The organism is Actinokineospora alba (assembly GCF_004362515.1).
Lineage (GTDB): Bacteria > Actinomycetota > Actinomycetes > Mycobacteriales > Pseudonocardiaceae > Actinokineospora > Actinokineospora alba.
This window is the reverse complement of record NZ_SNXU01000001.1, coordinates 4,518,405-4,538,546: the sequence shown is the minus strand read 5'-3', so window position 1 is coordinate 4,538,546 and position 20,142 is coordinate 4,518,405. Positions and strand designations below refer to the sequence as shown.

21 protein-coding genes and 1 pseudogene are annotated in these 20,142 nt (G+C 70.9%); 14 read left to right on the top strand and 8 right to left on the bottom strand.

Annotation, left to right across the window (positions count from 1 at the left end):
• Nucleotides 1–18 precede the first annotated feature (18 nt).
• Nucleotides 19–807 carry a DUF4344 domain-containing metallopeptidase gene (locus C8E96_RS20975; RefSeq protein ID WP_091375084.1) on the bottom strand — a complete coding sequence of 263 codons (789 nt, stop codon included), beginning with the start codon at nucleotides 805–807 and terminating at the stop codon, nucleotides 19–21.
• A gap of 170 nt (nucleotides 808–977) precedes the next feature.
• Here C8E96_RS20975 and C8E96_RS20970 point away from each other — a divergent pair, with 170 nt between their 5' ends.
• From C8E96_RS20970 to C8E96_RS20960, 3 genes are all read left to right on the top strand, one after another.
• Nucleotides 978–2,192 carry an MFS transporter gene (locus tag C8E96_RS20970; protein WP_091375081.1) on the top strand — a complete coding sequence of 405 codons (1,215 nt, stop codon included), beginning with the start codon at nucleotides 978–980 and terminating at the stop codon, nucleotides 2,190–2,192.
• A gap of 49 nt (nucleotides 2,193–2,241) precedes the next feature.
• Entirely contained in the window at nucleotides 2,242–2,820 is a 579-nt protein-coding gene (locus C8E96_RS20965; RefSeq protein WP_091375078.1) for a TetR/AcrR family transcriptional regulator, read from the top strand.
• A 178-nt stretch (nucleotides 2,821–2,998) separates the two neighbouring features.
• Nucleotides 2,999–4,144: an MFS transporter gene (locus C8E96_RS20960; RefSeq protein WP_228769896.1), complete on the top strand. Its 1,146-nt coding sequence runs from the start codon at nucleotides 2,999–3,001 to the stop codon at nucleotides 4,142–4,144.
• A gap of 16 nt (nucleotides 4,145–4,160) precedes the next feature.
• Here the strand turns inward: C8E96_RS20960 and C8E96_RS20955 are convergent, their stop codons facing one another.
• Nucleotides 4,161–5,171 (bottom strand): DNA topoisomerase IB, encoded by a 1,011-nt coding sequence (locus C8E96_RS20955; RefSeq protein ID WP_091375076.1) that lies wholly within the window; start codon nucleotides 5,169–5,171, stop codon nucleotides 4,161–4,163.
• 95 nt (nucleotides 5,172–5,266) lie between these two features.
• Between C8E96_RS20955 and C8E96_RS20950 the strand changes: the two genes are divergently transcribed.
• Nucleotides 5,267–5,452, top strand: a complete 186-nt coding sequence (locus C8E96_RS20950) for a hypothetical protein (protein ID WP_091375073.1) — start codon at nucleotides 5,267–5,269, stop codon at nucleotides 5,450–5,452.
• A 48-nt stretch (nucleotides 5,453–5,500) separates the two neighbouring features.
• Complete coding sequence (locus tag C8E96_RS20945) at nucleotides 5,501–5,740, top strand: DUF6480 family protein (RefSeq protein WP_091375070.1); 240 nt, start codon at nucleotides 5,501–5,503, stop codon at nucleotides 5,738–5,740.
• Nucleotides 5,741–5,742: 2 nt separating this feature from the next.
• Here the strand turns inward: C8E96_RS20945 and C8E96_RS20940 are convergent, their stop codons facing one another.
• The 4 genes and pseudogenes from C8E96_RS20940 to C8E96_RS20925 form a co-directional block, all read right to left on the bottom strand.
• Complete coding sequence (locus tag C8E96_RS20940; protein WP_091375067.1) at nucleotides 5,743–7,764, bottom strand: CocE/NonD family hydrolase; 2,022 nt, start codon at nucleotides 7,762–7,764, stop codon at nucleotides 5,743–5,745.
• A gap of 6 nt (nucleotides 7,765–7,770) precedes the next feature.
• Entirely contained in the window at nucleotides 7,771–9,036 is a 1,266-nt protein-coding gene (locus C8E96_RS20935; RefSeq protein WP_091375064.1) for an ATP-grasp domain-containing protein, read from the bottom strand.
• A 333-nt stretch (nucleotides 9,037–9,369) separates the two neighbouring features.
• Nucleotides 9,370–9,819: pseudogene (locus C8E96_RS20930) on the bottom strand (SRPBCC family protein); the annotation flags it as partial.
• A 67-nt stretch (nucleotides 9,820–9,886) separates the two neighbouring features.
• On the bottom strand, nucleotides 9,887–10,231 hold the full coding sequence (locus C8E96_RS20925; RefSeq protein WP_091375061.1) for an ArsR/SmtB family transcription factor: 345 nt from the start codon (nucleotides 10,229–10,231) through the stop codon (nucleotides 9,887–9,889).
• A gap of 47 nt (nucleotides 10,232–10,278) precedes the next feature.
• On the opposite strand from C8E96_RS20925, the gene C8E96_RS20920 reads away from it, so the two are divergent.
• The 3 genes from C8E96_RS20920 (at nucleotide 10,279) to C8E96_RS20910 (ending at nucleotide 12,472) form a co-directional block, all read left to right on the top strand.
• Complete coding sequence (locus C8E96_RS20920) at nucleotides 10,279–11,271, top strand: cation diffusion facilitator family transporter (RefSeq protein ID WP_091375058.1); 993 nt, start codon at nucleotides 10,279–10,281, stop codon at nucleotides 11,269–11,271.
• A 74-nt stretch (nucleotides 11,272–11,345) separates the two neighbouring features.
• Nucleotides 11,346–11,957 (top strand): class I SAM-dependent methyltransferase, encoded by a 612-nt coding sequence (locus C8E96_RS20915; protein ID WP_091375055.1) that lies wholly within the window; start codon nucleotides 11,346–11,348, stop codon nucleotides 11,955–11,957.
• Nucleotides 11,954–12,472, top strand: coding sequence for a pyridoxamine 5'-phosphate oxidase family protein (locus C8E96_RS20910; RefSeq protein WP_091375052.1), 519 nt, complete (start codon nucleotides 11,954–11,956; stop codon nucleotides 12,470–12,472). Before C8E96_RS20915 ends, C8E96_RS20910 begins: the two co-directional genes overlap by 4 nt.
• Here C8E96_RS20910 and C8E96_RS20905 read toward each other — a convergent pair.
• Both C8E96_RS20905 and C8E96_RS20900 read right to left on the bottom strand, forming a co-directional pair.
• A complete protein-coding gene (locus C8E96_RS20905) occupies nucleotides 12,462–12,899 on the bottom strand; it encodes an SRPBCC family protein (RefSeq protein WP_091375050.1) in 438 nt (145 codons plus the stop codon). The genes C8E96_RS20910 and C8E96_RS20905 overlap by 11 nt on opposite strands.
• A 35-nt stretch (nucleotides 12,900–12,934) precedes the next feature.
• The gene (locus C8E96_RS20900) at nucleotides 12,935–13,594 is read right to left on the bottom strand and encodes an ArsR/SmtB family transcription factor (protein WP_091375048.1); all 660 of its coding nucleotides are present in this window, start codon (nucleotides 13,592–13,594) and stop codon (nucleotides 12,935–12,937) included.
• Between the two features lie 36 nt (nucleotides 13,595–13,630).
• Here C8E96_RS20900 and C8E96_RS20895 point away from each other — a divergent pair, with 36 nt between their 5' ends.
• The 6 genes from C8E96_RS20895 (at nucleotide 13,631) to C8E96_RS20870 (ending at nucleotide 19,999) form a co-directional block, all read left to right on the top strand.
• A complete protein-coding gene (locus C8E96_RS20895; RefSeq protein ID WP_091375046.1) occupies nucleotides 13,631–14,983 on the top strand; it encodes an MBL fold metallo-hydrolase in 1,353 nt (450 codons plus the stop codon).
• Nucleotides 14,980–16,269 (top strand): MFS transporter, encoded by a 1,290-nt coding sequence (locus tag C8E96_RS20890; RefSeq protein WP_091375043.1) that lies wholly within the window; start codon nucleotides 14,980–14,982, stop codon nucleotides 16,267–16,269. Before C8E96_RS20895 ends, C8E96_RS20890 begins: the two co-directional genes overlap by 4 nt.
• Before the next feature lie 16 nt (nucleotides 16,270–16,285).
• Nucleotides 16,286–16,603, top strand: coding sequence for a Cd(II)/Pb(II)-sensing metalloregulatory transcriptional regulator CmtR (gene cmtR / locus C8E96_RS20885; protein ID WP_091375040.1), 318 nt, complete (start codon nucleotides 16,286–16,288; stop codon nucleotides 16,601–16,603).
• Nucleotides 16,600–17,232, top strand: a complete 633-nt coding sequence (locus C8E96_RS20880; RefSeq protein ID WP_091375037.1) for a cation transporter — start codon at nucleotides 16,600–16,602, stop codon at nucleotides 17,230–17,232. The genes cmtR and C8E96_RS20880 overlap by 4 nt, the downstream gene beginning before the upstream one ends.
• A 231-nt stretch (nucleotides 17,233–17,463) precedes the next feature.
• Complete coding sequence (locus C8E96_RS20875) at nucleotides 17,464–18,795, top strand: FAD-dependent oxidoreductase (RefSeq protein WP_091375035.1); 1,332 nt, start codon at nucleotides 17,464–17,466, stop codon at nucleotides 18,793–18,795.
• Nucleotide 18,796: 1 nt separating this feature from the next.
• On the top strand, nucleotides 18,797–19,999 hold the full coding sequence (locus C8E96_RS20870; protein WP_228769895.1) for an MFS transporter: 1,203 nt from the start codon (nucleotides 18,797–18,799) through the stop codon (nucleotides 19,997–19,999).
• Nucleotides 20,000–20,142 lie beyond the last annotated feature (143 nt).

Sequence of the window (20,142 nt, the reverse complement as noted above, 5' to 3'; positions counted from 1 at the left end):
ACATCCACAGTGGATGGACTACCTGACGTGCGGTGCGAGCAGGGATTCCCAGCCGCCGACGAGCTGGGTGTACTCCTCGCCGCAGGACTCAGCCCGCGCGGCGGGCAGCGAGCCGTCGGTGACCAACTGCTCGAACCGCTTCTCGTCGGAGCCGTAGAGGTAGCAGAGGAAGTTGACCGACCGCTGCGGGTCCAGTGAGTGCGTGTCGTAGAACGGCAACTCGTCGAGGTCGGTGACCTCCTCGGCGCTGAGCTGGTAGGACTTCGCGACCGTGAGCAGGATGTCCTTGAACTCGTCCGCGCTGGTGAGCACATAGGCGGCGAGTTGGTCGGCGACGTCCTCCTCCCGCCCGGTGATCTTGAGGTCCAGCTCGCCGATCAGTGCGTGCCCCGCTTCGTGGTAGAGCGTGCCGACCGCGCTGTTGTAGACCTCACCGTCCAGCGCGTCCCCGGTCGTGCCGTCCTTGGCGAACAGCAGCCGCTCGGCGGCGGAAAGCTCGTAGCAGTAGTGGATCGCGTGCTCGTCGGGGAGATAGAAGGCGTTGGCCTCGCCGCATTCCTTCGCCACCACCCGCACGTCGCGGGGGATGCGCACGTACTCGGTCATCGACTCGGCGAAGTCCTCCAGGACGCGGTTGTCCCGCAGCAGCTTCTCCTCGGCCCGGTTGGCGTCGTTCGTGACGGGCTCGTAGGTGACGACGAACCGGCCGGGGGCAGGGGCGGGCGGAGTGCCGCCGTCGGGGCCCGAGCATCCCGTCACCAGAGCCAACGCCACGACCGCCGCGGCACACCATCCGATCCTCGTCATGGCGCGCAGGCTAAGCACGGCCCTTCGGCCTGCTCCGGCACCACGCCAGGAACTCACCCGTGCGGGACGGAGCGTCACCCGGTCGGGAGGTCGTCAGTGGCCCACCTTACGGAGAAACTATAACGAGTGTTTCAATTGAAGCGAGCGTTCAACTTATTTTCGGAGGTACCGTGACCAACCCGTACCGCGAACTGTTCTCCGCACCCGGCTCCCTCGCGTTCTCCATCACCGGCTTCATCGCCCGGATGCCGGTCTCGATGACCGGCATCGGCATCATCGCCATGCTGTCGCAGCTGCGCGGCGACTACGGCCTGGCGGGTGCGGTCTCGGCGGCGTTCACCCTGTCGATGGCCCTGATCGGACCGCGGGTCTCGCGAGTGGTCGACCGCCGCGGCCAGGGCAAGGTGCTGCTGCCCGCGACCGGCATCAGCGTGGCTGCGCTCGGCGCGCTGCTCCTGTGCGCCCACTACTCCGCTCCGGCGTGGACGCTGTTCGTCTTCGCCGTGCTCGCCGGGTTCATGCCCAGCATGGCCGCGATGGTGCGCGCGAGGTGGTCCGAGCTCTACCGCGACTCCCCCAGGCTGCACACGGCGTTCTCGCTGGAATCGGTCATCGACGAGCTGACCTTCGTTGTCGGCCCCGCACTGTCGGTCGCCCTGTGCACCGCGGTCTTTCCCGAGGCGGGCCCGCTGCTGGCGGTGATCTTCCTGGCATCGGGGGTGGCGCTTTTCGTCGCCCAGCGCGACACCGAACCGGCCGTGCGCCCGCCGAGCGAGGCGGGCGGGCGCTCGGTGATCAGCGACGGCGCGATCATCGGGCTGGTCCTCACCCTGATGGCCGGTGGCGTCATCGTCGGCACCGTCGATGTGGTGAGCGTCGCCTTCGCCGAGGTACAGGGCGGCACGGCCGCCGCGGGGATCGTGGTTTCCGCCTACGCCTTGGGATCCGGCGCCGCCGGCCTGCTGTTCGGGATGCTCAGGCAGGCGATCCCGCTGCCGCGACTACTGCTGATGGGCACCGCCGGAACCGCGCTGACGACACTGCCGCTGCTGATCGTCGACAGCATCGCCACCCTGTCGGTGGCGGTGTTCGTCGCCGGGGTGTTCTTCGCGCCGACGATGATCGTCGTCATGGGTCTGGTCGAGAAGATCGTCCCGGCTGCGAAGCTCACCGAGGGCATGACCTGGGCGATCACCGGACTGAGCATCGGCGTCGCGATGGGCGCGGCGGTCTCGGGCGAGGCCGTGGACCGGTTCGGGCCGGACGGCGGGTTCGCCGTCGCGGTCATCGCGGGCGCGTTCGCCGTGCTGGCCGCCGCCTGCGGCCACCGGGTGCTCGGCTCGCGGGTGCGGGAAAACGACCTCACGGCCTGCCGGGTCGGATGATCGACCGTGGGTACTGTGCGCAGTGACAACCGGCGCCCGGAGGTGCAGCGTGGAGGAACCGATCACCGACGGCCGCCGGGTCAAAGGCGAGCGCCGCAAGCAGGAGCTGATCGAGGCGACGCTGCGCGTGGTCGCCCGCGAGGGGGTCGCCGGGGTCAGCCACCGCACCGTGGCGCGGGAGGCTGACCTGCCCGCGACCGCCGCGGCCTACCACTTCCACGGGATCGACGACCTGTTGGCCGCGGCGCTCACCCGCTCGATGGACGACGACGCGGCGCGAATGCGCCGTTTCGCCGCCGACACCGGCGGCGGCGCCGACGGGCTGCGCGAGCTGGCCGAGCGGATGGCCGAGGTCGTCGCCGAACCCGACCACCTGCTCGCCGAGTACGAGCTCTACCTGCTCGCCGCCCGCGAGCCGAAGCTGCGCCCGGCGACGCACCGCTGGATGGACGCCGTGGCCGAGTTCGCCCGCCGCTACACCGATGACAGCGTGCGGATCCAGATTCTCGTCGGCGTCGTGGACGGCCTGCTGCTGCAGGGCCTCCTGCACGACCGGCCGCCCACCGCCGACCAGCTCGAGGCGGTTCTGCGGACCGTGCTCGTGGAGCCCGCGTTCGCGGCGGACTGATTCGAGCACGTCAAGCGGTCCACCGAGGACGGTCGACCGCGGCACCACTGTGGACCGAAGCCTTGCCTTCGCGGCATCGATGACCGAATATGAATCCGAGTCACGTTCGGTCGTGGCGCCGGAGGTAGCCATGTCAGTGCGGTCAGATAGTCGTCGGCAGACCTCCGGGTGGCTCGTCATGTCCGCCTACGGGCTGGTCAGCGCGGTGCTGCAACTCGTGTGGCTGACGTACGCGCCGATCACCACGGCGGCCGCGAGCCACTACGGCGTGTCCGAGGGCGCGATCGGGTGGCTGGCGAACGTGTTCCCGCTGCTCTACGTCGTGCTCGCGCTGCCCGCGGGCATCGTGCTCGACCGCTGGTTCCGGCCGACGCTCGGCGTTGGCGCGGCGCTCGTGGCCGTGGGCGCGGGCCTGCGCCTGTTCGACGACTACGCGTTCGTCCTGGCCGGGCACCTCGTGGTCGCGGTCGCCCAGCCGCTGGTGCTCAACGCGATCAGCAAACTCGCCGACGGCTACCTCCCCGAGCGACAGCGCCCCGCCGGAATCGCCGCCGCCGCCGCGGCCAACCTGGTCGGCATGCTGGCCGCCTTGACCCTCGGCGCCGCGATGGGCGCGGACGGCCTGCGTTCGCTGCTCCTGATCGACTTCGGCGCGGCCCTGGTGGCGGGCGGCGCGCTGTGGCTCGGGCTGCGTGGGCGGGCACCTCGGGAGATCGACACCCCGGCCCGGGTCTCGGCGGGCGCCCTGCGAGCGCTGTTCGCCGACCGGAGGACCCGTTCGCTTGGGGGGCTGGTGTTCGTCGGGTTCGGGGTGTTCATCGCGCTGACCACGTGGCTTGAGCCGTTGCTGAAGCCCGCTGGGGTGTCGACCGCGGCCGCTGGGACGCTGCTGGCCGTCCTGGTGCTTTCCGGCATCGTCGGCTCGGTCGTGCTTCCCGCTCCCGTGGTGCACCGGGGGTTGGAACGGCCGGTTCTCGGTGCGACCCTGCTGATCACGGCGGTGGGGTGCGCGGCGTTGGCCGTGGCGCCTGGGGTCGTTGTGGCGACCGTGGTGGTGATCGTGGTCGGGTTTCCGCTGCTGGCGGCATTGCCGATCGTGCTCGACACGACTGAGCGGGTGGTGGGCGCCGCAGGCGGGAGTACGGGGGCGGCGTTCATCTATCTGCTGGGGAATGCCGGTGGGTTGGTGATCGCGGTGGGTGTGGAGCAGTTGCTCGAGCGGCCGGGATGGGCGTTCGCGTTGCTTGCTTTGGTGGTTGTGGTCGGGTTCGCTTCGTTGCCTGGGCTGGGTAAGCGGGCGAACAAGCGCGGCGCCGGCGTATAAGGGCCTGTCGCGTTCGTCAGGCTGATCGCAGCAGGCGCAGTACGGCATGTTCGAGGCGTTCCCGGACTTCCGGGTTTTCCAGGTCTTGGCTTGCCAGTTTGCGGAGGGTCGCCTCAATGGTCCTGCCCTCCTGGAACAGTTCGGGCACCCTGGGGTCCACATAGGACCTTCTGGCCACCGCTGGGGTGTTGCCCAACTGTTCCGACACCGCGCGCATCACTTGGGCTTCTGTCCGCTTGGTGGCGGTCTTCGACTTCGGCGGGTCTTGGGCGGCGAACTCGGCGGCGGCCAGTACCGTCGCCGTCCAGGTGCGCATGTCTTTGACGGTGAAGCCGTCTCCGGCCAGTTCCCGGAAGCGGTCGTTGACCTCCGCGGCCCGGACCTCGTGGCGTTCGCCGCCGTTGCGATAGGCGAAAAGCCGGTCGTCATCGGCTCGGCCCCGGCGTAGGGCGGTCACCAGTTTGCCCAGGTCCGGGTCGCGGATCACCGCCACCCGTTCGACGCCGCTCTTGGCCGGAAAGCAGAATCGCACCTCACCCCGGCGCACCTCGACATGCTCGCGGAGCAGGGTGGCCACGCCGTGGGAGTCGTTCTCCTCGGCGTATTCCTCGCCTCCGGTGCGGAATACGCCGCGGTCCAGGATACGTAGGGCGCCTGCCAGGACCCGGTCGCGACCGAGGCCGGAGGTCACCAGATCCGCGTGCACCTGTTTGCGAATTCTCGGCAGCCGCGCGGCCAGTCGCAGGACGCGTTCGTGCTTCTCGTCGTCGCGGTCGCGGCGCCACTGCTCGTGGTAGAGGTACTGCTTGCGGCCCGCGTCGTCGAGGCCGACGGCCTGGAGGTGGCCGTTGGGGTGCGGGCAGATCCACACTTCCCGCCACGCCGGCGGGATCACCAGCGCCCGGATGCGGTCGAGGTACTCGGGGTCGGTGACCGGCGCCCCGGTGTGGTCGACATACCGGAAGCCACGGCCGTGGCGCACCCGCCGCGCGCCCGGGCCGTCGGGATCGCTGCGTCGCAACCGCATCGCCGATCACCCCCTCTCACCAGGGGGAATGCCCGAGCAGGCGGTGGGTGAAACGGCGGGTGTGAAGTCCACTCCGTCGGGGTACCCGGCTGTCCATGAACGAAGACCGCCAGCCCAGGGATGAGTCCGAGGATCCGCTGCCCGAGGCCGCCGACCCGCTCGACGACTTCACCGAATCCGGCACCCGCGACGTGCGGATCGAGGGGCGCACCGCCCGCGCGACCGACGACCTGGACGAAGCGCCGAAGCCGGACAAGAACGTCCAGGAACCACCTGACTAGGTCCTGGACTTACAGGACAGGACCTAATCCTCGGAGGAGGAGATCCCGGTGACCGCCCTGCCCCCTGACCCCGACCCGGATCGCACACCCGGCCTGGAACCGGGTGGCGGCGTCCGACCCGGTGACACCCCGCCGGAGTCCGGCAGCACGACCGAGGGCCTCTCGCGGCGCGAGCGCTACCCGTCGCGCGTGCCCGCGGTGATCACCTTCATCCTGGTGGTGCTGGTGACCATCGCCGTCGTCGGCCTGGTGATCGCCCAGCTCACCGGTATCGCGAAGGTGCTCTGAGCTCACACCTGGTCACGGGGGAACGTGCGGTCCCAGTTCTCGGAGAACACCCGCCGGTCCCCCTCGAAGCCGTCGATCCGCGCGTGCAGCCGGAACTCGGTCGGCGTGCAGGTGAGGGTCTGCTGGGTCCGGGTGCTCGCCGACCAGTCGCCGCGGCGGAACGTCATCGTCCAGTCGGTGCGCCCTTCGACCGAGGTGTAGTCGTCGGCCGTCCAGCCGTAGTGCTCCAAGACCCGCTTGCCGACCTCCATCCCCGTGTCGTCGAACCGCACGACCCCGTTGTCCTTCACCACCTCCAGCGCGCTGCGGTAATCCACCAGGTCACGGGAGACGATCCACCGGTGCTCCCCCGGCAGCAACGCGCTGACCGTGTTGGCCGGGGCGCCCTCGGGCTCGTCGAACGGGCGCAGCGACACCTCGTCGGACTCGCCGACCGGGCGGACCGGCAGTTCGAGCGTGCTGGTCGCGGTGTGGACGGTCAGCCGCACCGGTTCCGGGGGTGGCCAGGCGAGCGGCCAGTACGATGTGGACAGTGACAGCCGGATCCGGTGCCCGGCCGGAAACGCTTGCGCCACACCGTTGAGCTGGACCTCGACGGTGTAGCGCTCGCCCGGGACAACCGGCGAGGGATCATCGTGCGATTCCCGGTGCGTCAGATTGAGCAACCCGTACGACACCCGGGTCGCCCGGCCGTCCGGTGCGACGTCGGAGAGGCGGGCCGCCACCATGGCGACCGGCGCCGTGGCCGAGACGTCGAGCCGGACGACCGGCGCGCCGAGGATCTCGCACCGCTCGGTGAGGAAGTCCGAGTCGAACACCAGCGACCCGCCGTCCTCCTCGCGCTGGTCGTACGGCAGGTCCGGCGGCGCGTTGTAGGAACACCACTTCCCGGCGAACTGCCCCACGCTCAGCGGCGACTCGATGGTCAGGCCGGTCGGCTCGACCTCCTCCCCCTCGGCCCCGATCCGGTGCGGCCCAAGGGGACGACACTCGCGGCGCACGTGCGGGGACGGCCACGACGGCTCACCGACCCACCGGCCGGGCCGCTCCTCGTACGCGGTCGACGGCGGCACGCTCTCCTGCATCCAGGTGCGCAGCACGGGTTCGTCGAACTCGTCGTCCCCGTCGCGCAGCCAGCGGTCGAACCAGCGGACCACCTCCTGCAGGTAGCCGATCGCCGGGCCGGGCACCCCTAGGTGCGGGTACTTGTGCGACCACGGCCCGATGAGCCCCATTCGCGGCACGTCCAGCTCCGCCATCAGCCGCAGCACCGCGTTGGAGTACCCGTCGGCCCAGCCGCACGCGGCGAACACGGGCACGGCGACGGCCGAGTAGTCCTGGCACACCGACGCGTGCCGCCAGTAGTCGTCGCGGCGCTGGTGGCGCAGCCACTCGATGATCCAGGGCCCGGCGGACTCCAACCGCCGCAGCCACATCTCCCGCCACCGCTCCCCCACCAGCGCGGGGTCGGGTGGGCAGGTGCTGTAGGCGAACATGGTGCCGGACTCGGCCAGGCTGTCCGACAGCAGACAGCCGCCCATGTAGTGCATGTCGTCGGCGTAGCGGTCGTCGGTGAACGACGCGATGCAGATCGCCCCCAGACTCGGCGGCTTGCGCGCGGCCACCTGCAGCGCGGCGAACCCGCCCCAGGAGATGCCGAGCATCCCCGTCCGCCCGTCACACCAGGGCTGTTCGGCCAGCCACGCCAACACGTCCTCGGCGTCGGCCTGTTCCTGCTCCAGGTATTCGTCGGTCAGCACCCCGTCGGACTCACCCGTCCCCCGGATGTCGACCCGCACGCACGCGTAGCCGTGCCCGGCCAGGTACGGGTGCGCGATCGAGTCGCGCACCGAGGTCAGATCCCGTTTGCGGTACGGGATGTACTCCAGGATCGCGGGCACGGGCTCGTCGTCGGACGACAGCGGCCGCCACATCCGCGCGGCCAGCCGGGTGCCGTCGCGCACCGGGATCCAGAAGTGCTCGTCCTCCTTGACGGCGTGCGGAAGGTCGGTCACGGCTCGCATCAGGTGCTACTCCCCGTCGAAGTCGAAGCGCAGCGCGGCGACGCACCGCTCGTACTTGTCGCGCAGCTGCTCGGGTCCGTCCGCGCCCACCACGATCTCGGCGAGCTCGTAGCTGTAACTGTCCTGTCCGGGCAGTTCGGACAGCCGGGAGCCGTCGGGAGCGCGGCGGTACACGCTGACCCCGCCGATCTCGTCCTCAATGGACTTGATCTCCTCGTCGGTCGGCCCGCTGGTCAGCAGCCCGTCGTCGAAGCGACGCAGGTACCAGCGCGCGGCCAGCGCGTACGGGCCGCCGCCGAGCGGGTGCCGCGGGTCCTCCCCGAGCGCCACCTTGAGCATGTAGTGGTGGTTCGGGAACCCGTTGACCAGTGCGAACATCTCGGCATGGGACTGCGAGTGCCGGGCGTTGATCTCCAGCAGGTTGATCTCGCCGGTGTCCGGGTCGCAGAAGTACTCGATGCTGAACGTTCCGGGGTCGAACCCGATTCCCTTGATCACCCGCTGGGAGACGTCGACGAGCTTGCGCCGCATCTCCTCGGGCAGCTGCGACGGATACTGGTGCCGCAGGAAGCTCGACACCTCCGGGTACACCAGGGAATCGAGCACGGCGTAGATCTCCACCTCGCCGTCGCGGCTGTACCCCTCGACCGCGGCCCGGGCGCCGCTCAGGGCGCGTTCGGCGAGTGCCACCTGCCCGCCCGCGTCCGCGATCTCGGGCGGCAGGTCGGCTTGGTCGAGCAGGTAGTCGAACGGCTCGCCCACCCGGCCGATCCCGTCGGCGATCTCGGCCACGGCCGATCGGAACTCGGCTTCGCCGGTCACCTCGAACGCCAGGTCCGAGGAGAACGACTTGACCGGCTTGAGCCAGAAGGGAAAGGGCAGCGGTGCCTTGTCATCGTCGAGTTCGACGAGCGCGAACGCGGGGTGCTCGGAGATCACCTTCTGCTGTTCGAGCCTGCTCCAGTACTTGTGTTCGCACTTCAGCACCGACTCAAGGCTCGCCCCACGCACACCGAACTCGCGGCACAGCAACGGAAGCATGGTGCTCACCGGGAAATCCCAGTAGCCCACGATCGCGTCGATCGTCCCGTCGAAGGAGGTCAGCGCCTTGCGGGCCTTGTCCAGTAAGTCGACTATCTGGATTTCACCCTTCTGCAGTTCCTCAAGCGTGAGCAGGCCGTGGAACCGGTAGCGGTCCGCGTCCGGAACCTGGTGCAGCAGGGCGTGATTCACTTCGTCGAGACCGAGGACGATGATGTTCTTGCGGGACATGGTTCTCCTGGTTCGTCGTCGGTCGGGGTCGCACACGAATCTGTCGGGTTCCCCTGAGCGGGCGTGCTTACACATCGGGCCGGCCCACGGGGGCGAAATCACTTGCGGTGCAAGGGATCCGACACAGCCGTCCCCCATGGGAACCCATGGGGGACGGTGTCTATCGGTAGCCGGTTACAGCGGCGGCCGCGGATCGGTCTTCGGCGAAAGACCGCCACTGTCCGGGTCGTCCGGGACCAGGCCGCTCACGCCCGGCTCACCGGGCCGGATGCCCGCGCCCGGCTTGCCCGCCCGCGTGCTGGGGCCCTGGGCGGTGGACTGCTCGGTCGTGCTCTCCACCGAGCCGCGCCACGCCCCGGTCTCCCGGCCGCCGCGCTCCTCGATGAACTCCTTGAACCGCTTCAGGTCGCCCTTGACCCGACGGTCCAGCACACCGAGCTTGTCGGCGACGTTCTCGACGAAACCCTCGGGGTCGATGTTCATCTTCGCGGTGACCCGAGTGGTCCGGGCGTCGACCTTGTCGAAGGTGACCTTCCCGGAGTGGTCGGGTCCCGCGTCGGAGCGCCACGAGACGCACTGGTCCGGGATCTGCTCGACGATCGTCGCGTCGAACTCGCGGGTCACCCCGCCGACCTTGGTCACCCAGTGCATGTGCGTGTCGTCAAGCTGGCGCACCTGCTCGACGCCTTCCATGAAGCGGGGGAAGGTCTCGAACTGAGTCCACTGGTTGTAGGCGTCGGTCACCGGAACTCCGACCTCAACGCTCTCGGTGATCGTGCTCAACGAGATCACTCCTTCCTTGCGTCGTCCGGAATCCACGACATACCCAAGGAAGCGCCGCTCTACACCGTCACTCGTGGTGCGGGATGCCGCGCACGGCGTGGTCGGCGAACTCCAACGCCTCGTCGACCAGCCCCGACAGATGGCCGCTCACCACGCGGTAAACCATCCGCCGACCTTCGCGGCGAACGTGGACCAGGCCCGCCAGCCGGAGCCTGCCGAGATGCTGCGACACCGACGACCGCGACGCGCTCACCTGCCCGGCCAGGGTGTTGACGTCCTGCTCACCCGCCGCGAGCAGCCGCAACAGGGCGAGCCGGGTCGGGTCGGCCAGCATCCCGAGCACCTCGGCCGCCACCCGGAACCGCTCTTCCTGCGAGACCCTGGCAGTTGCCATGTCATTGTGCGCGCGCATGGTTGCATGTTGCCTCTGATCAGGGCATCCTGCAACCAGGAGGGCACATGAGCCACGGTCACGGACACGGACGTCGACACCGCCTTCGGCACGTGCTGAAGCCGCACAGCCACGACAGCGCGGACCGCGTCGACAGCGCACTCGAGGCGAGCAAGCGGGGCATGCGCACCCTGGCCTGGTCGTTCGCGGCGCTCCTGGTCACCGCGCTCGCGCAGTCGGCGGTGGTGATGGTGAGCGGTTCCGTCGCGCTGCTCGGCGACACCGTGCACAACTTCGCCGACGCCCTGACCGCGGTGCCGATCGGCGTCGCGTTCCTCCTCGGCCGCCGCGCGGCGACGCGGCGGCACACCTACGGGCTCGGTCGGGCCGAGGATCTCGCCGGGGTCGTCGTCGTGCTGGTCATCGCCGCGTCGGCGGCTTTCGCGGGCTGGCAGGCGATCGACCGGCTGCTCGACCCGCAGCCAGTGCGGCACCTGTGGGTGGTGGCGGGCGCGGGCGTCATCGGGTTCGCGGGCAACGAGATCGTCGCGCGCTACCGCATCAGAGTCGGCCGGGAGATCGGCTCGGCCGCTCTCGTCGCCGACGGCCTGCACGCGCGCACGGACGGCTTCACGTCACTGGCCGTCGTCCTCGGCGCGCTCGGCGTCGGCCTCGGTTTCCCGTTGGCCGACCCGATCATCGGCCTCGCGATCACCGCGGCGATCCTGTTCGTCCTGCGTGACGCGGCGAAGGAGGTCTTCGCCCGGCTGATGGACGCGGTCGACCCGGCGGTGGTCGACCTGGCCGAACGCACCGTCACGGGCACCTCGGGCGTGGTGGCCGTCGACCAAGTCAGGATGCGCTGGATCGGCCACACTCTCCGCGCGGAACTGTCGGTCACGGTCGACGCCTCACTGACCGTCGAGGCGGCCCACCGCATCGCCCACGACGTCGAACACCGCCTGGTGCACGCTGTTCCCCGGCTCAGCGCCGCGACAGTCCACACCGAACCCGCCGCCTGCGCGCAAGTGGCTCACGAGACACTCGCCCACCACCACTAACGGGCCCTGGCGGCCTGCAATACGCCGTGGACGACCCGGCGGAGTGGTCGAACTCCCAGTAGCGTGGTGACACCGTGACCGACCACCATCGCCAGTGGGACCGCTACGCCGACCGCTACGACCGCGACATCGGCTTCTTCGAGCGCGTGCAGTTCAAGGGCGGTCGGGAGTGGGTGTGCGCGCAGGCCTCGGGCGATGTCCTGGAAGTGGCCGTGGGCACCGGGCGCAACCTGCCGTTCTACCCCGAGGGCGTGCGGCTGACCGGGCTCGACTTCAGCGCCGCGATGCTGGACATCGCCCGCGCCCGCGTCCTGGAGACCCCACACAAGGTCGCGTTGATCCAGGGCGACGCCCAGCGCCTGCCCTTCGACGACTCGTCGTTCGACACCGTGGTCTGCACCCTCGGCCTCTGCGGTGTCCCGGATGAACGCGGCGCCATCGCCGAGATGCACCGCGTCCTGCGCCCGGGCGGGCGACTGCTGCTGCTCGACCACGTGGGCAGCCATCACAAGCCGATCCGGCTGGTCCAGCGGTTGCTGGAACTGGTGACCGTGCGGATGATCGGCGACTACCAGACCCGGCGGCCGCTGCCGCTGGTGGCACAGGCCGGATTCGTCATCGAGCGGCGCGAGCGACTCAAGGCGGGCACGGTGGAACGGGTCGCGGCAATCAAGGGGACACGATGACCGAGCCGAGCTCGACCAGGAACCTCGACCGGTACGGATCCGCGGAACTGCCGTGGAGCCGTCCGCGTGACATCCTCGCCGAGGACACGCCCGGGGAAGACCTGACGTTCTTCGTGGCGACCGTCCGCCCCGACGGCAGGCCGCACTCGGCGGGCGTCGGCGCCATCTGGGTGGAAGACGCGCTGTACTTCACCAGCGGACCGGGCACGCGCAAGTCCCGCAACCTCGCGGCGAACCCGGCCTGCAGTGTGGCGGTGCGCTTGCGCGGTATGGATTTGGTGCTGGAGGGCGAGGCCCACCGGGTCACCGACACCGACACTTTGGAGCGGGTGGCGGCCGTCTACCGCACGGGCGGCTGGCCCGCCACAGTGGAGGACGACGCACTCACCGCCCCGTTCAGCGCGCCGAGTGCGGGCCCACCACCTTGGTACCTCTACCGCCTCACCCTGCACACCGCCGTCGGCGTGGCGGGCGCGGAGCCGAATGGCGCCACCCGCTGGGACTTCACCCGCTAGTGCCGCTCGTTTCTTCGGCTGCCTTCTTGATGGAAGCGGCCTCCGTCTCGACGTAGCGCTTGGTCAGGGAGCGCGTGAACAGCCAGCCGATCCCCGACATCGGACCGGACACGGTCACCGTGAGGGTGAGCCGACTCCCCTCGGGGTGCGGCTCGACGACGTGCGCGGCGTTGACGGTGACGCCGGGCGACTTCGACTCCCAGGTGTAGGAAGACCCGTCGGCCATCTCGGTGACCGTCCACACCCCCTCGGGCAGCCGGGGCTGCCGCACCCGGGTCCGGGAGCCGACCGCCAACGGTCCACCGTCGAGTCGCTCCACGGCGTCGACCGTAGGGATCCGCTCGGGCCAGCGCTCAACGTCGACGAGCACCGCCCAGACCCGCTCGGGCGGAGCCGTGATGATCGCGGTGTGCTGCAGGCCAGGCATGCGCCGAGTGTACGGCGGCGACCGCTACCTCCGAGCTAGCCGGCGGCCTCGACCGGGAGCGCGGCCAGTCGCCATTCGAGCATGCCATCAGCGAGGCGGACGGCCCGATGACCCCGCGCGCGCAGAAGGCGGACCGCTTCATGGGCCAGGACGCAATAGGCGCCTCGGCAGTACGCGACGATCTCCTGGTCGGCGGGCAAGTCGGCGAGCAGGTCCGCCAAATCGTCCAGTGGGACGGACCGGGCGCCGGGGATGTGGCCGGCGGCGAACTCCTCCGCGGGCCGCACGTCGATCACCGTTGCTCGACCGGACTGGACGCGGCGCAGCAGTTCGTCTCGGGTGACGGACTCGGTTTTCGGGCCCAGGTAGGCGACTGCGGCCGCGTCTACGTCGGGGAGTCGGTCGTGGGCGACGGTCCGGACGAGTGCGAAGAGGGCGGCGACGTCGCCGTCCGCGAGCCGGTAGTAGATCTTGGTGCCCGCTCGGCGGGTCTCGACGAGGTTGGCCTGCTTCAGGGTCTGCAAGTGCGCGGACGCCGTGGTCAGGCCCAGATCGGCCGCGCGCGCGAGGGCGTCCACGGTCCGCTCGCCCTGGGCGAGCAGGTCCAGCAGCTCAAGGCGCTTTCCGCTGGCCAGAGCCTTGCCCACGCGGGCGAACTGGTCGAACAGCGCAGTCTTCGCGGCACGGTCACCCATTGTTCTCCAATCTTCTGTGGAATAGTGTAGGACACTGTGACCGCAGTCGATGTTGTGCCGCTCGTGGACGAGGGACTGGGCAATTCCGCTTACCTGGTGGACCTCGGCGACGGCCGGGCGCTGGCGGTCGACGTCAGCCTCGACCTCCGCCCGCCCGACCGGGAAGCAAGCAGGCGCGGCCTCCGGGTCGCCTTCGCCGCCGACACCCACCTGCACGCCGACTTCCTCTCGGGCGCGCGGCAGCTCTCCGCCACCGAGGACGCGCGGGTGCTCGCCTCGGCCGCCGGGCACCGGGAGTTCACCCACACCGGAATGCACGACGGCGACGAGGTCCCCCTCGGCGGCCTGCGGCTGCGCGCCCTGGGCACCCCCGGCCACACCCACGAACACCTGTCGTTCCTCCTGCTCGACGGGGACCGGCCGGTCGGCGTGTTCACCGGCGGCTCGCTGATCGTCGGGGCGGCGGCGCGTACCGACCTGGTCGCGCCAGAGCGCACGGAAGAGTTGGCGCGCAAGCAGTTCAGCTCGCTGCGTCGCCTCGCCGACCTGCCCGACGACGTCGCGGTGTGGCCCACCCACGGCGCCGGGTCGTTCTGCTCCGCTCCCCCGGGCGCCGAACGCACCAGCACGATCGGCCGCGAGAAGGCGACGAACCCCTTGCTGCGGCTGACCGACGAGGACGAGTTCGTCGACCGACTGCTTGGCTCACTGGGCAGCTATCCGCCGTACTTCGCGCGGCTGGGCGAGATCAACCGACTCGGCCCACCGATCATGGCCGCCCCTCCGGTGCTCCCCGAACTGGACGCCGACGCAGTCCGCGCCCTGCTCGACGACGGCGCGCTGATCGTGGATGTGCGGCCAGTGCGGGAATTCGCGGCCGCCCACGCGCCGGGCGCGCTGTCCAACCCCGCGCGACCGGCCTTCGCCTCCTGGCTGGGCTGGCTGGCACCCGACGACCGACCGCTGGTCATCATGCGCGGCCCCGACCAGGACCCCACCGAAACCGCTTGGCAGGCCGCCAAAATCGGGTACACCAACCTGGCGGGCGAGTGCGCGTTCGACGCTTGGACCGCCGCGCGCCTGCCGACCACCGGCACAAAGCTGGTCAGCGCCGACGAAGTGTCCGGGACCGTGCTCGACGTCCGACAGACCGCCGAGTTCACCGGTGGCCACCTGCCGGGCGCGCTCCACCTCGAACTCGGCGACCTGGCGGGCCGCGTCGACGAGGTGCCCGCGGGGCCGACGGTGGTGATGTGCGGCCACGGCGAACGCGCGATGAGCGGGGCAAGCCTGCTGGAACGGGCGGGACACCGCGAGGTGGCGGTGTTGATCGGCGGCGCCGACGACTGGGTCCGCGCCACCGGCGGCAGGCTGGACAGCGGCACGTGACCGCCGACCGACCCTCCACAAAGGACACACCGGAAACAGGTCTTCGCCTCGGCCTACGCGCCAATCTCGCCCAGTTCAGCCTGCTCGTCGCCGTCAACGCGCTGGTCGGCGGCGTGCTGGGCCAGGAACGCACGGTCCTGCCGCTGCTCGCCGAGCAGACCTTCCACCTGACCGGCTACACCTTCCTGCTGACCTACGTGCTCGCCTTCGGTTTGACCAAGGCCGCCACCAACTACTTCGCGGGCACCTGGTCGGACCGGTTCGGCCGCAAGCCGGTGCTCGTCGCGGGCTGGCTGATCGCGATTCCCGTGCCCCTGATGCTGATCTGGGCCCCGAACTGGGGCTGGGTCGTGGCCGCGAACGTGCTGCTCGGCGTCAACCAGGGCCTCACCTGGTCCACCACGGTGATCATGAAGATCGACCTGGCCGGCCCCAGCAGACGCGGCCTGGCCATGGGACTCAACGAGGCCGCCGGCTATATGGCGGTCGCCGCGACCGCCCTGGCCACCGGCTACCTCGCCGCGCGCTACGGACTGCGGCCAGCGCCGTTCCTGCTCGGCCTGTCCTACGCCGCGCTCGGGCTCGGGCTGACCGTCCTCGCCGTGAAGGAGACCCGCGGGCACGCGCGACTCGAAGGGGCCAACCACACCGCCCGCGCGGACGGCCGCCACGACCACCTGCACGCGGATCTGACCAGCAAAGAGATCTTCGCCCACACCAGCTTCCGCGAGCCCGCGCTCTCCGCCGCCAGCCAGGCCGGGATGGTCAACAACCTCAACGACGGCCTCGCCTGGGGCCTGTTCCCGATCCTGTTCGCCACCGCCGGGCTCTCCGTGTCCCGCATCGGCATCCTCGCCGCCGTCTACCCCGCCGTCTGGGGCCTGGGGCAGTTGATCACCGGCCCGCTGTCGGACCGCTGGGGGCGCAAACACCTCATCACCGCCGGGATGCTGCTGCAGGCACTCGCCCTGGCCATGGTCGCGCTGGTCGACACGTTCGGCCTGTGGGTCGCGGCCGCGGCGCTGCTCGGCGCGGGCACCGCGATGGTCTATCCGACGCTGCTCGCCACCGTCGGCGACGTGGCCCACCCGGCCTGGCGGGCACGGGCGGTCGGCGTCTACCGGCTCTGGCGCGACGGCGGCTTCGCGGTCGGCGCCGTCCTCGCGGGCGTGGTGGCCGACCTGTGGGGCCTGCGCACGGCCATCTGGGTCGTCGCCGCGATCACCGCCGTGTCCGGGCTGGTGGTGGCGGTCCGGATGTACGAGACCAGAACGGTTCAGCCGTAGCTGTATAGTTTCGCGAATGCTGACCTGTGAGACCCGGGAGTCCGCGCTCGCCCGACTGGGCCGGGCGCTGGCCGACCCGACCCGCTGCCGGATCCTGCTGTCCCTGCTCGACGGACCGGGCTACCCGGCACGACTGGCCGAGGAACTCGCACTCACCCGGTCCAACGTGTCCAACCACCTGTCGTGCCTGCGCGGCTGCGGGCTGGTGGTCGCCGCCTACGAGGGCAGGCAGGTCCGCTACGAACTCGCCGACGCCCACCTGGCGCGAGCCCTGCGCGAGTTGGTCGACGTCGTGCTCGCCATCGACCCCGCGGCCTGCGCGGACGAGTCATGAGCGAGTGCGCCTGCTGCGCCGCGCCGGCGACAACCGTGCAGCGCCAACAGGTCTTGACCCGCCGGGTCCGACTTCTGGTCGCCGCGACCATCAGCTACAACGTCGTCGAGGCGATCATCGCGATCACCGCGGGCACCATCGCCTCCTCGACCGCGCTGATCGGGTTCGGCCTGGACTCGGTCATCGAGGTCGCCTCCGCGACCGCGCTGGCCTGGCAGTTCTCCGCGAAGGACCACAAGACCCGCGAACGCGCGACGCTGCGGATCATCGCGGTGTCGTTCTTCGTCCTGGCCGCCTATGTGACCGTCGAGTCCATCCGGGCGCTGCTGGGCGCGGAGGCCGCCGACCACTCCCCCGTCGGCATCGCCCTCGCCGCCGCGTCGCTGGTGATCATGCCCGGCCTGTCCTACGCCCAGCGCCGCGCCGGGCGCGAACTCGGCTCCGCCACGGCGGTGGCCGACTCCAAGCAGACCTTGCTGTGCACGTACCTGTCGGCGGTCCTGCTCGTGGGGCTGGTCCTCAACAGCACGCTGGGCTGGTGGTGGGCGGACCCGCTCGCCGCACTGATCATCGCCGCCGTCGCGGCCAAGGAAGGCCGCGAAGCCTGGCGCGGCAACCACTGCTGCTGACCCGCGAGTCGCCCCGCCAGGCAAACGAGTCGCCCCTTCCGGCAAGTGAGTTCGACATTCGCGAGTCGCGAATGTCGAACTCGTTCGCCTGGCGGGGCGACTCAGTTGCCTGGCGGGGCGACTCGCGGGCGCGAAATAGTATCGACGGATATCGATGGTTGCGTTAATCGACAGGAGTCGATACATTCGTCCTCGTTACATCGAACAGCGTCGATGAAAGAGGTTTGGACGATGACTGACCTTCCAGTCGTGGTGGTGGGGGCCGGACCCGTGGGCCTGGCGGCGGCAGCCGAACTCCTGGAGCGCGGCCTGACCCCGCTGGTGCTCGAGCGCGGCGACCGGGCCGGGGCCGCGGTGGCCGAGTGGAACCACGTGCGCCTGTTCTCCCGCTGGGCCGAACTGGTCGCCCCCGCCGCCCGCAGACTCCTGGAGCCGCGCGGCTGGACGCACCCGGACGTCGAGGCGTACCCGACCGGCGCCGAGTGGGCCGCGCTGTACCTCGCCCCGCTGGCCGAGGCCCTGGGCGACCGTGTCCGGTTCAACGCCGAGGTCGTCGGCGCGGCCCGCCGGGGACGCGACCGGGTCGTCGACGCCGGGCGGGACAGCGAGCCGCTGACCGTGCACGTCCGCACGGCCGAGGGCCGCGAGGAGCGGGTCACCGCTCAGGCGCTGATCGACGCCTCCGGCACCTGGGGCACGCCGAACCCGCTGGGCGGCGACGGCCTCCCCGCGATCGGTGAGCCGGCCGCGGCCGACCGCATCAGCTACCGGGTGCCGAACCTGACCGAGGAGAGCGAACGTCTGGCGGGCAAGCACATCGCCGTCGCGGGCAGCGGGCACTCCGCGCTCACCGCGCTGGTCGTCCTCGCCGGTCTCGCCGAGCGGGAGCCGTCGACGAAGATCACCTGGGTGCTGCGCCGAGGCGCGACGGGCACGGTGTTCGGCGGCGGCGACTCCGACCAGCTCCCCGCCCGCGGCGCGCTGGGCCTGCGGGCGAAGGCGGCGGTGGAGTCCGGGCACATCTCGGTCGTCACCGGGTTCCGCGTCGAGCGGGTCGACCGGGCCGAGGACGGCAAGCTGACCCTCGTGTCCGCCGCAGGCGAGACCGTCGAGGCTGTCGACGAGGTCGTGGTGCTGGCCGGATTCCGCCCGGACCTGACCTGGCTCTCGGAGGTCCGCCTCGACCTCGACCCGACGCTGCAGGCGCCGGTCGCGCTGGCCCCGCTGATCGACCCGAACGCGCACTCCTGCGGAACCGTGTACCCGCACGGCGCCAAGGAGCTGTCGCACCCGGAGCCGAACGTGTTCCTCGCGGGCATGAAGGCCTACGGCCGGGCGCCGACGTTCCTCGCGCTGACCGGTTTCGAGCAGGTCCGCTCGATCGCCGCCGAACTCGCGGGCGACCGCGAGGCGGCCGAGCGGGTGGAGCTGGTGCTGCCCGAGACCGGGGTGTGCGGTGGCGCGGGCCTGTTCGACGACGCGCCGGCGGAGGCCTCGGGTGGCGGCTGTTGCGCCCCGCCCGCGGTCGAGTCGCTGACCCTCGCCGCGCCCGCCGCGCGCTGAGGTGAAGACAGCGGTCACCCCGGCGGAGGCCCCAGCGGGTCTCCGCCGGGTGCTGGTCACCTTGTGCGCCACCGTGATCACCAGCTGGGGCGTGCTCTTCTACGCCCTGCCGGTGCTGGCGGGCGACATCGCCGCCGACACCGGCTGGTCGACCACGGGGATCATCGCGGCGCTCTCGGCGAGCCAGCTGGTGGCCGCGGGCGCGGGGGTGCCGATCGGCCGTTGGCTCGACCACCACGGCCCACGGGGGGTGATGACCGCGGGTTCCGTACTCGCGGTCGTCTCGCTGGTGGCGGTGTCGGCGGCGCCGGGTCTCGGGTGGTTCATCGCGGCGTGGTCGGTGGCGGGCGTGGCGATGGGCGCGACGCTCTACGCGCCCGCCTTCTCCGCCGTGACCCGCTGGCACGGGCCGGGCCGCGTGCGGGCGCTCACCATCCTGACCCTGGTCGGCGGCCTGGCCAGCACGGTCTTCGCGCCCCTGACCGCCCTGCTGGCCGAGTCCCTGGATTGGCGCGCGACGTACCTGGTGCTGGCCGCGATCCTCGGCGCGATCACCATTCCCGGTCACTGGTTCGGCCTGAGCCTGCCGTGGCCCCCGCGACCGCGGGCCCGACCGCAGCACTCCGACCCCGGCCGGATCAGCCGCAGCCGCGAGTTCGTCGTCCTGACCATCGCGTTCAGCGTCGCCGCGTTCGCGACGTCCGCGGTCGTGATCAACCTGATCCCGCTGCTGGCCGAACGCGGCATCGACACGGCCACCGCGGCGATGGCCCTCGGGCTCGGCGGCGCCGGGCAGGTGGCGGGCAGGCTCGGCTACGGCGTGCTCGCCCGGCACACCACACCGCGGTCGCGCACCGCGGTGATCCTCGCGGCGATGGCGGTCACCACAGCCGTGCTCGGTGTCCTGACCACGGTGACCGCGCTGATCGTCGCCGCGGTGCTCGCCGGTGTCGCCCGCGGCGTGTTCACCCTGATCAAGGCCACCGCGGTCAGCGACCGGTGGGGCTCGGCGCACTACGGCAGGCTCAGCGGGGTGCTGTCGGCGCCGCTGACGGTCAGCACCGCCCTGGCCCCGTTCGCGGGCGCGGCACTCGCCGAGGCGGTCGGCGGCTACTCCACGGCGTTCCTGATCCTCGGCGCGATCACCCTGGCGGGTGCCCTGCTCGCGCTGGCGACAGCGCCTTCGGCCATCAAGGACGCGTAAGGATTGGCGGGCGACCCGTCAGGACGTCGTCAGCGGCACTCAAGCAGGCGGAGCACCGCCGCAGGATGGCGATGCCCGGGCCGCCACAGGCGGTGGCCCCGCCTGGAGAGAGTCGTCGATGGCCGATACGGCCTACCTCTTAC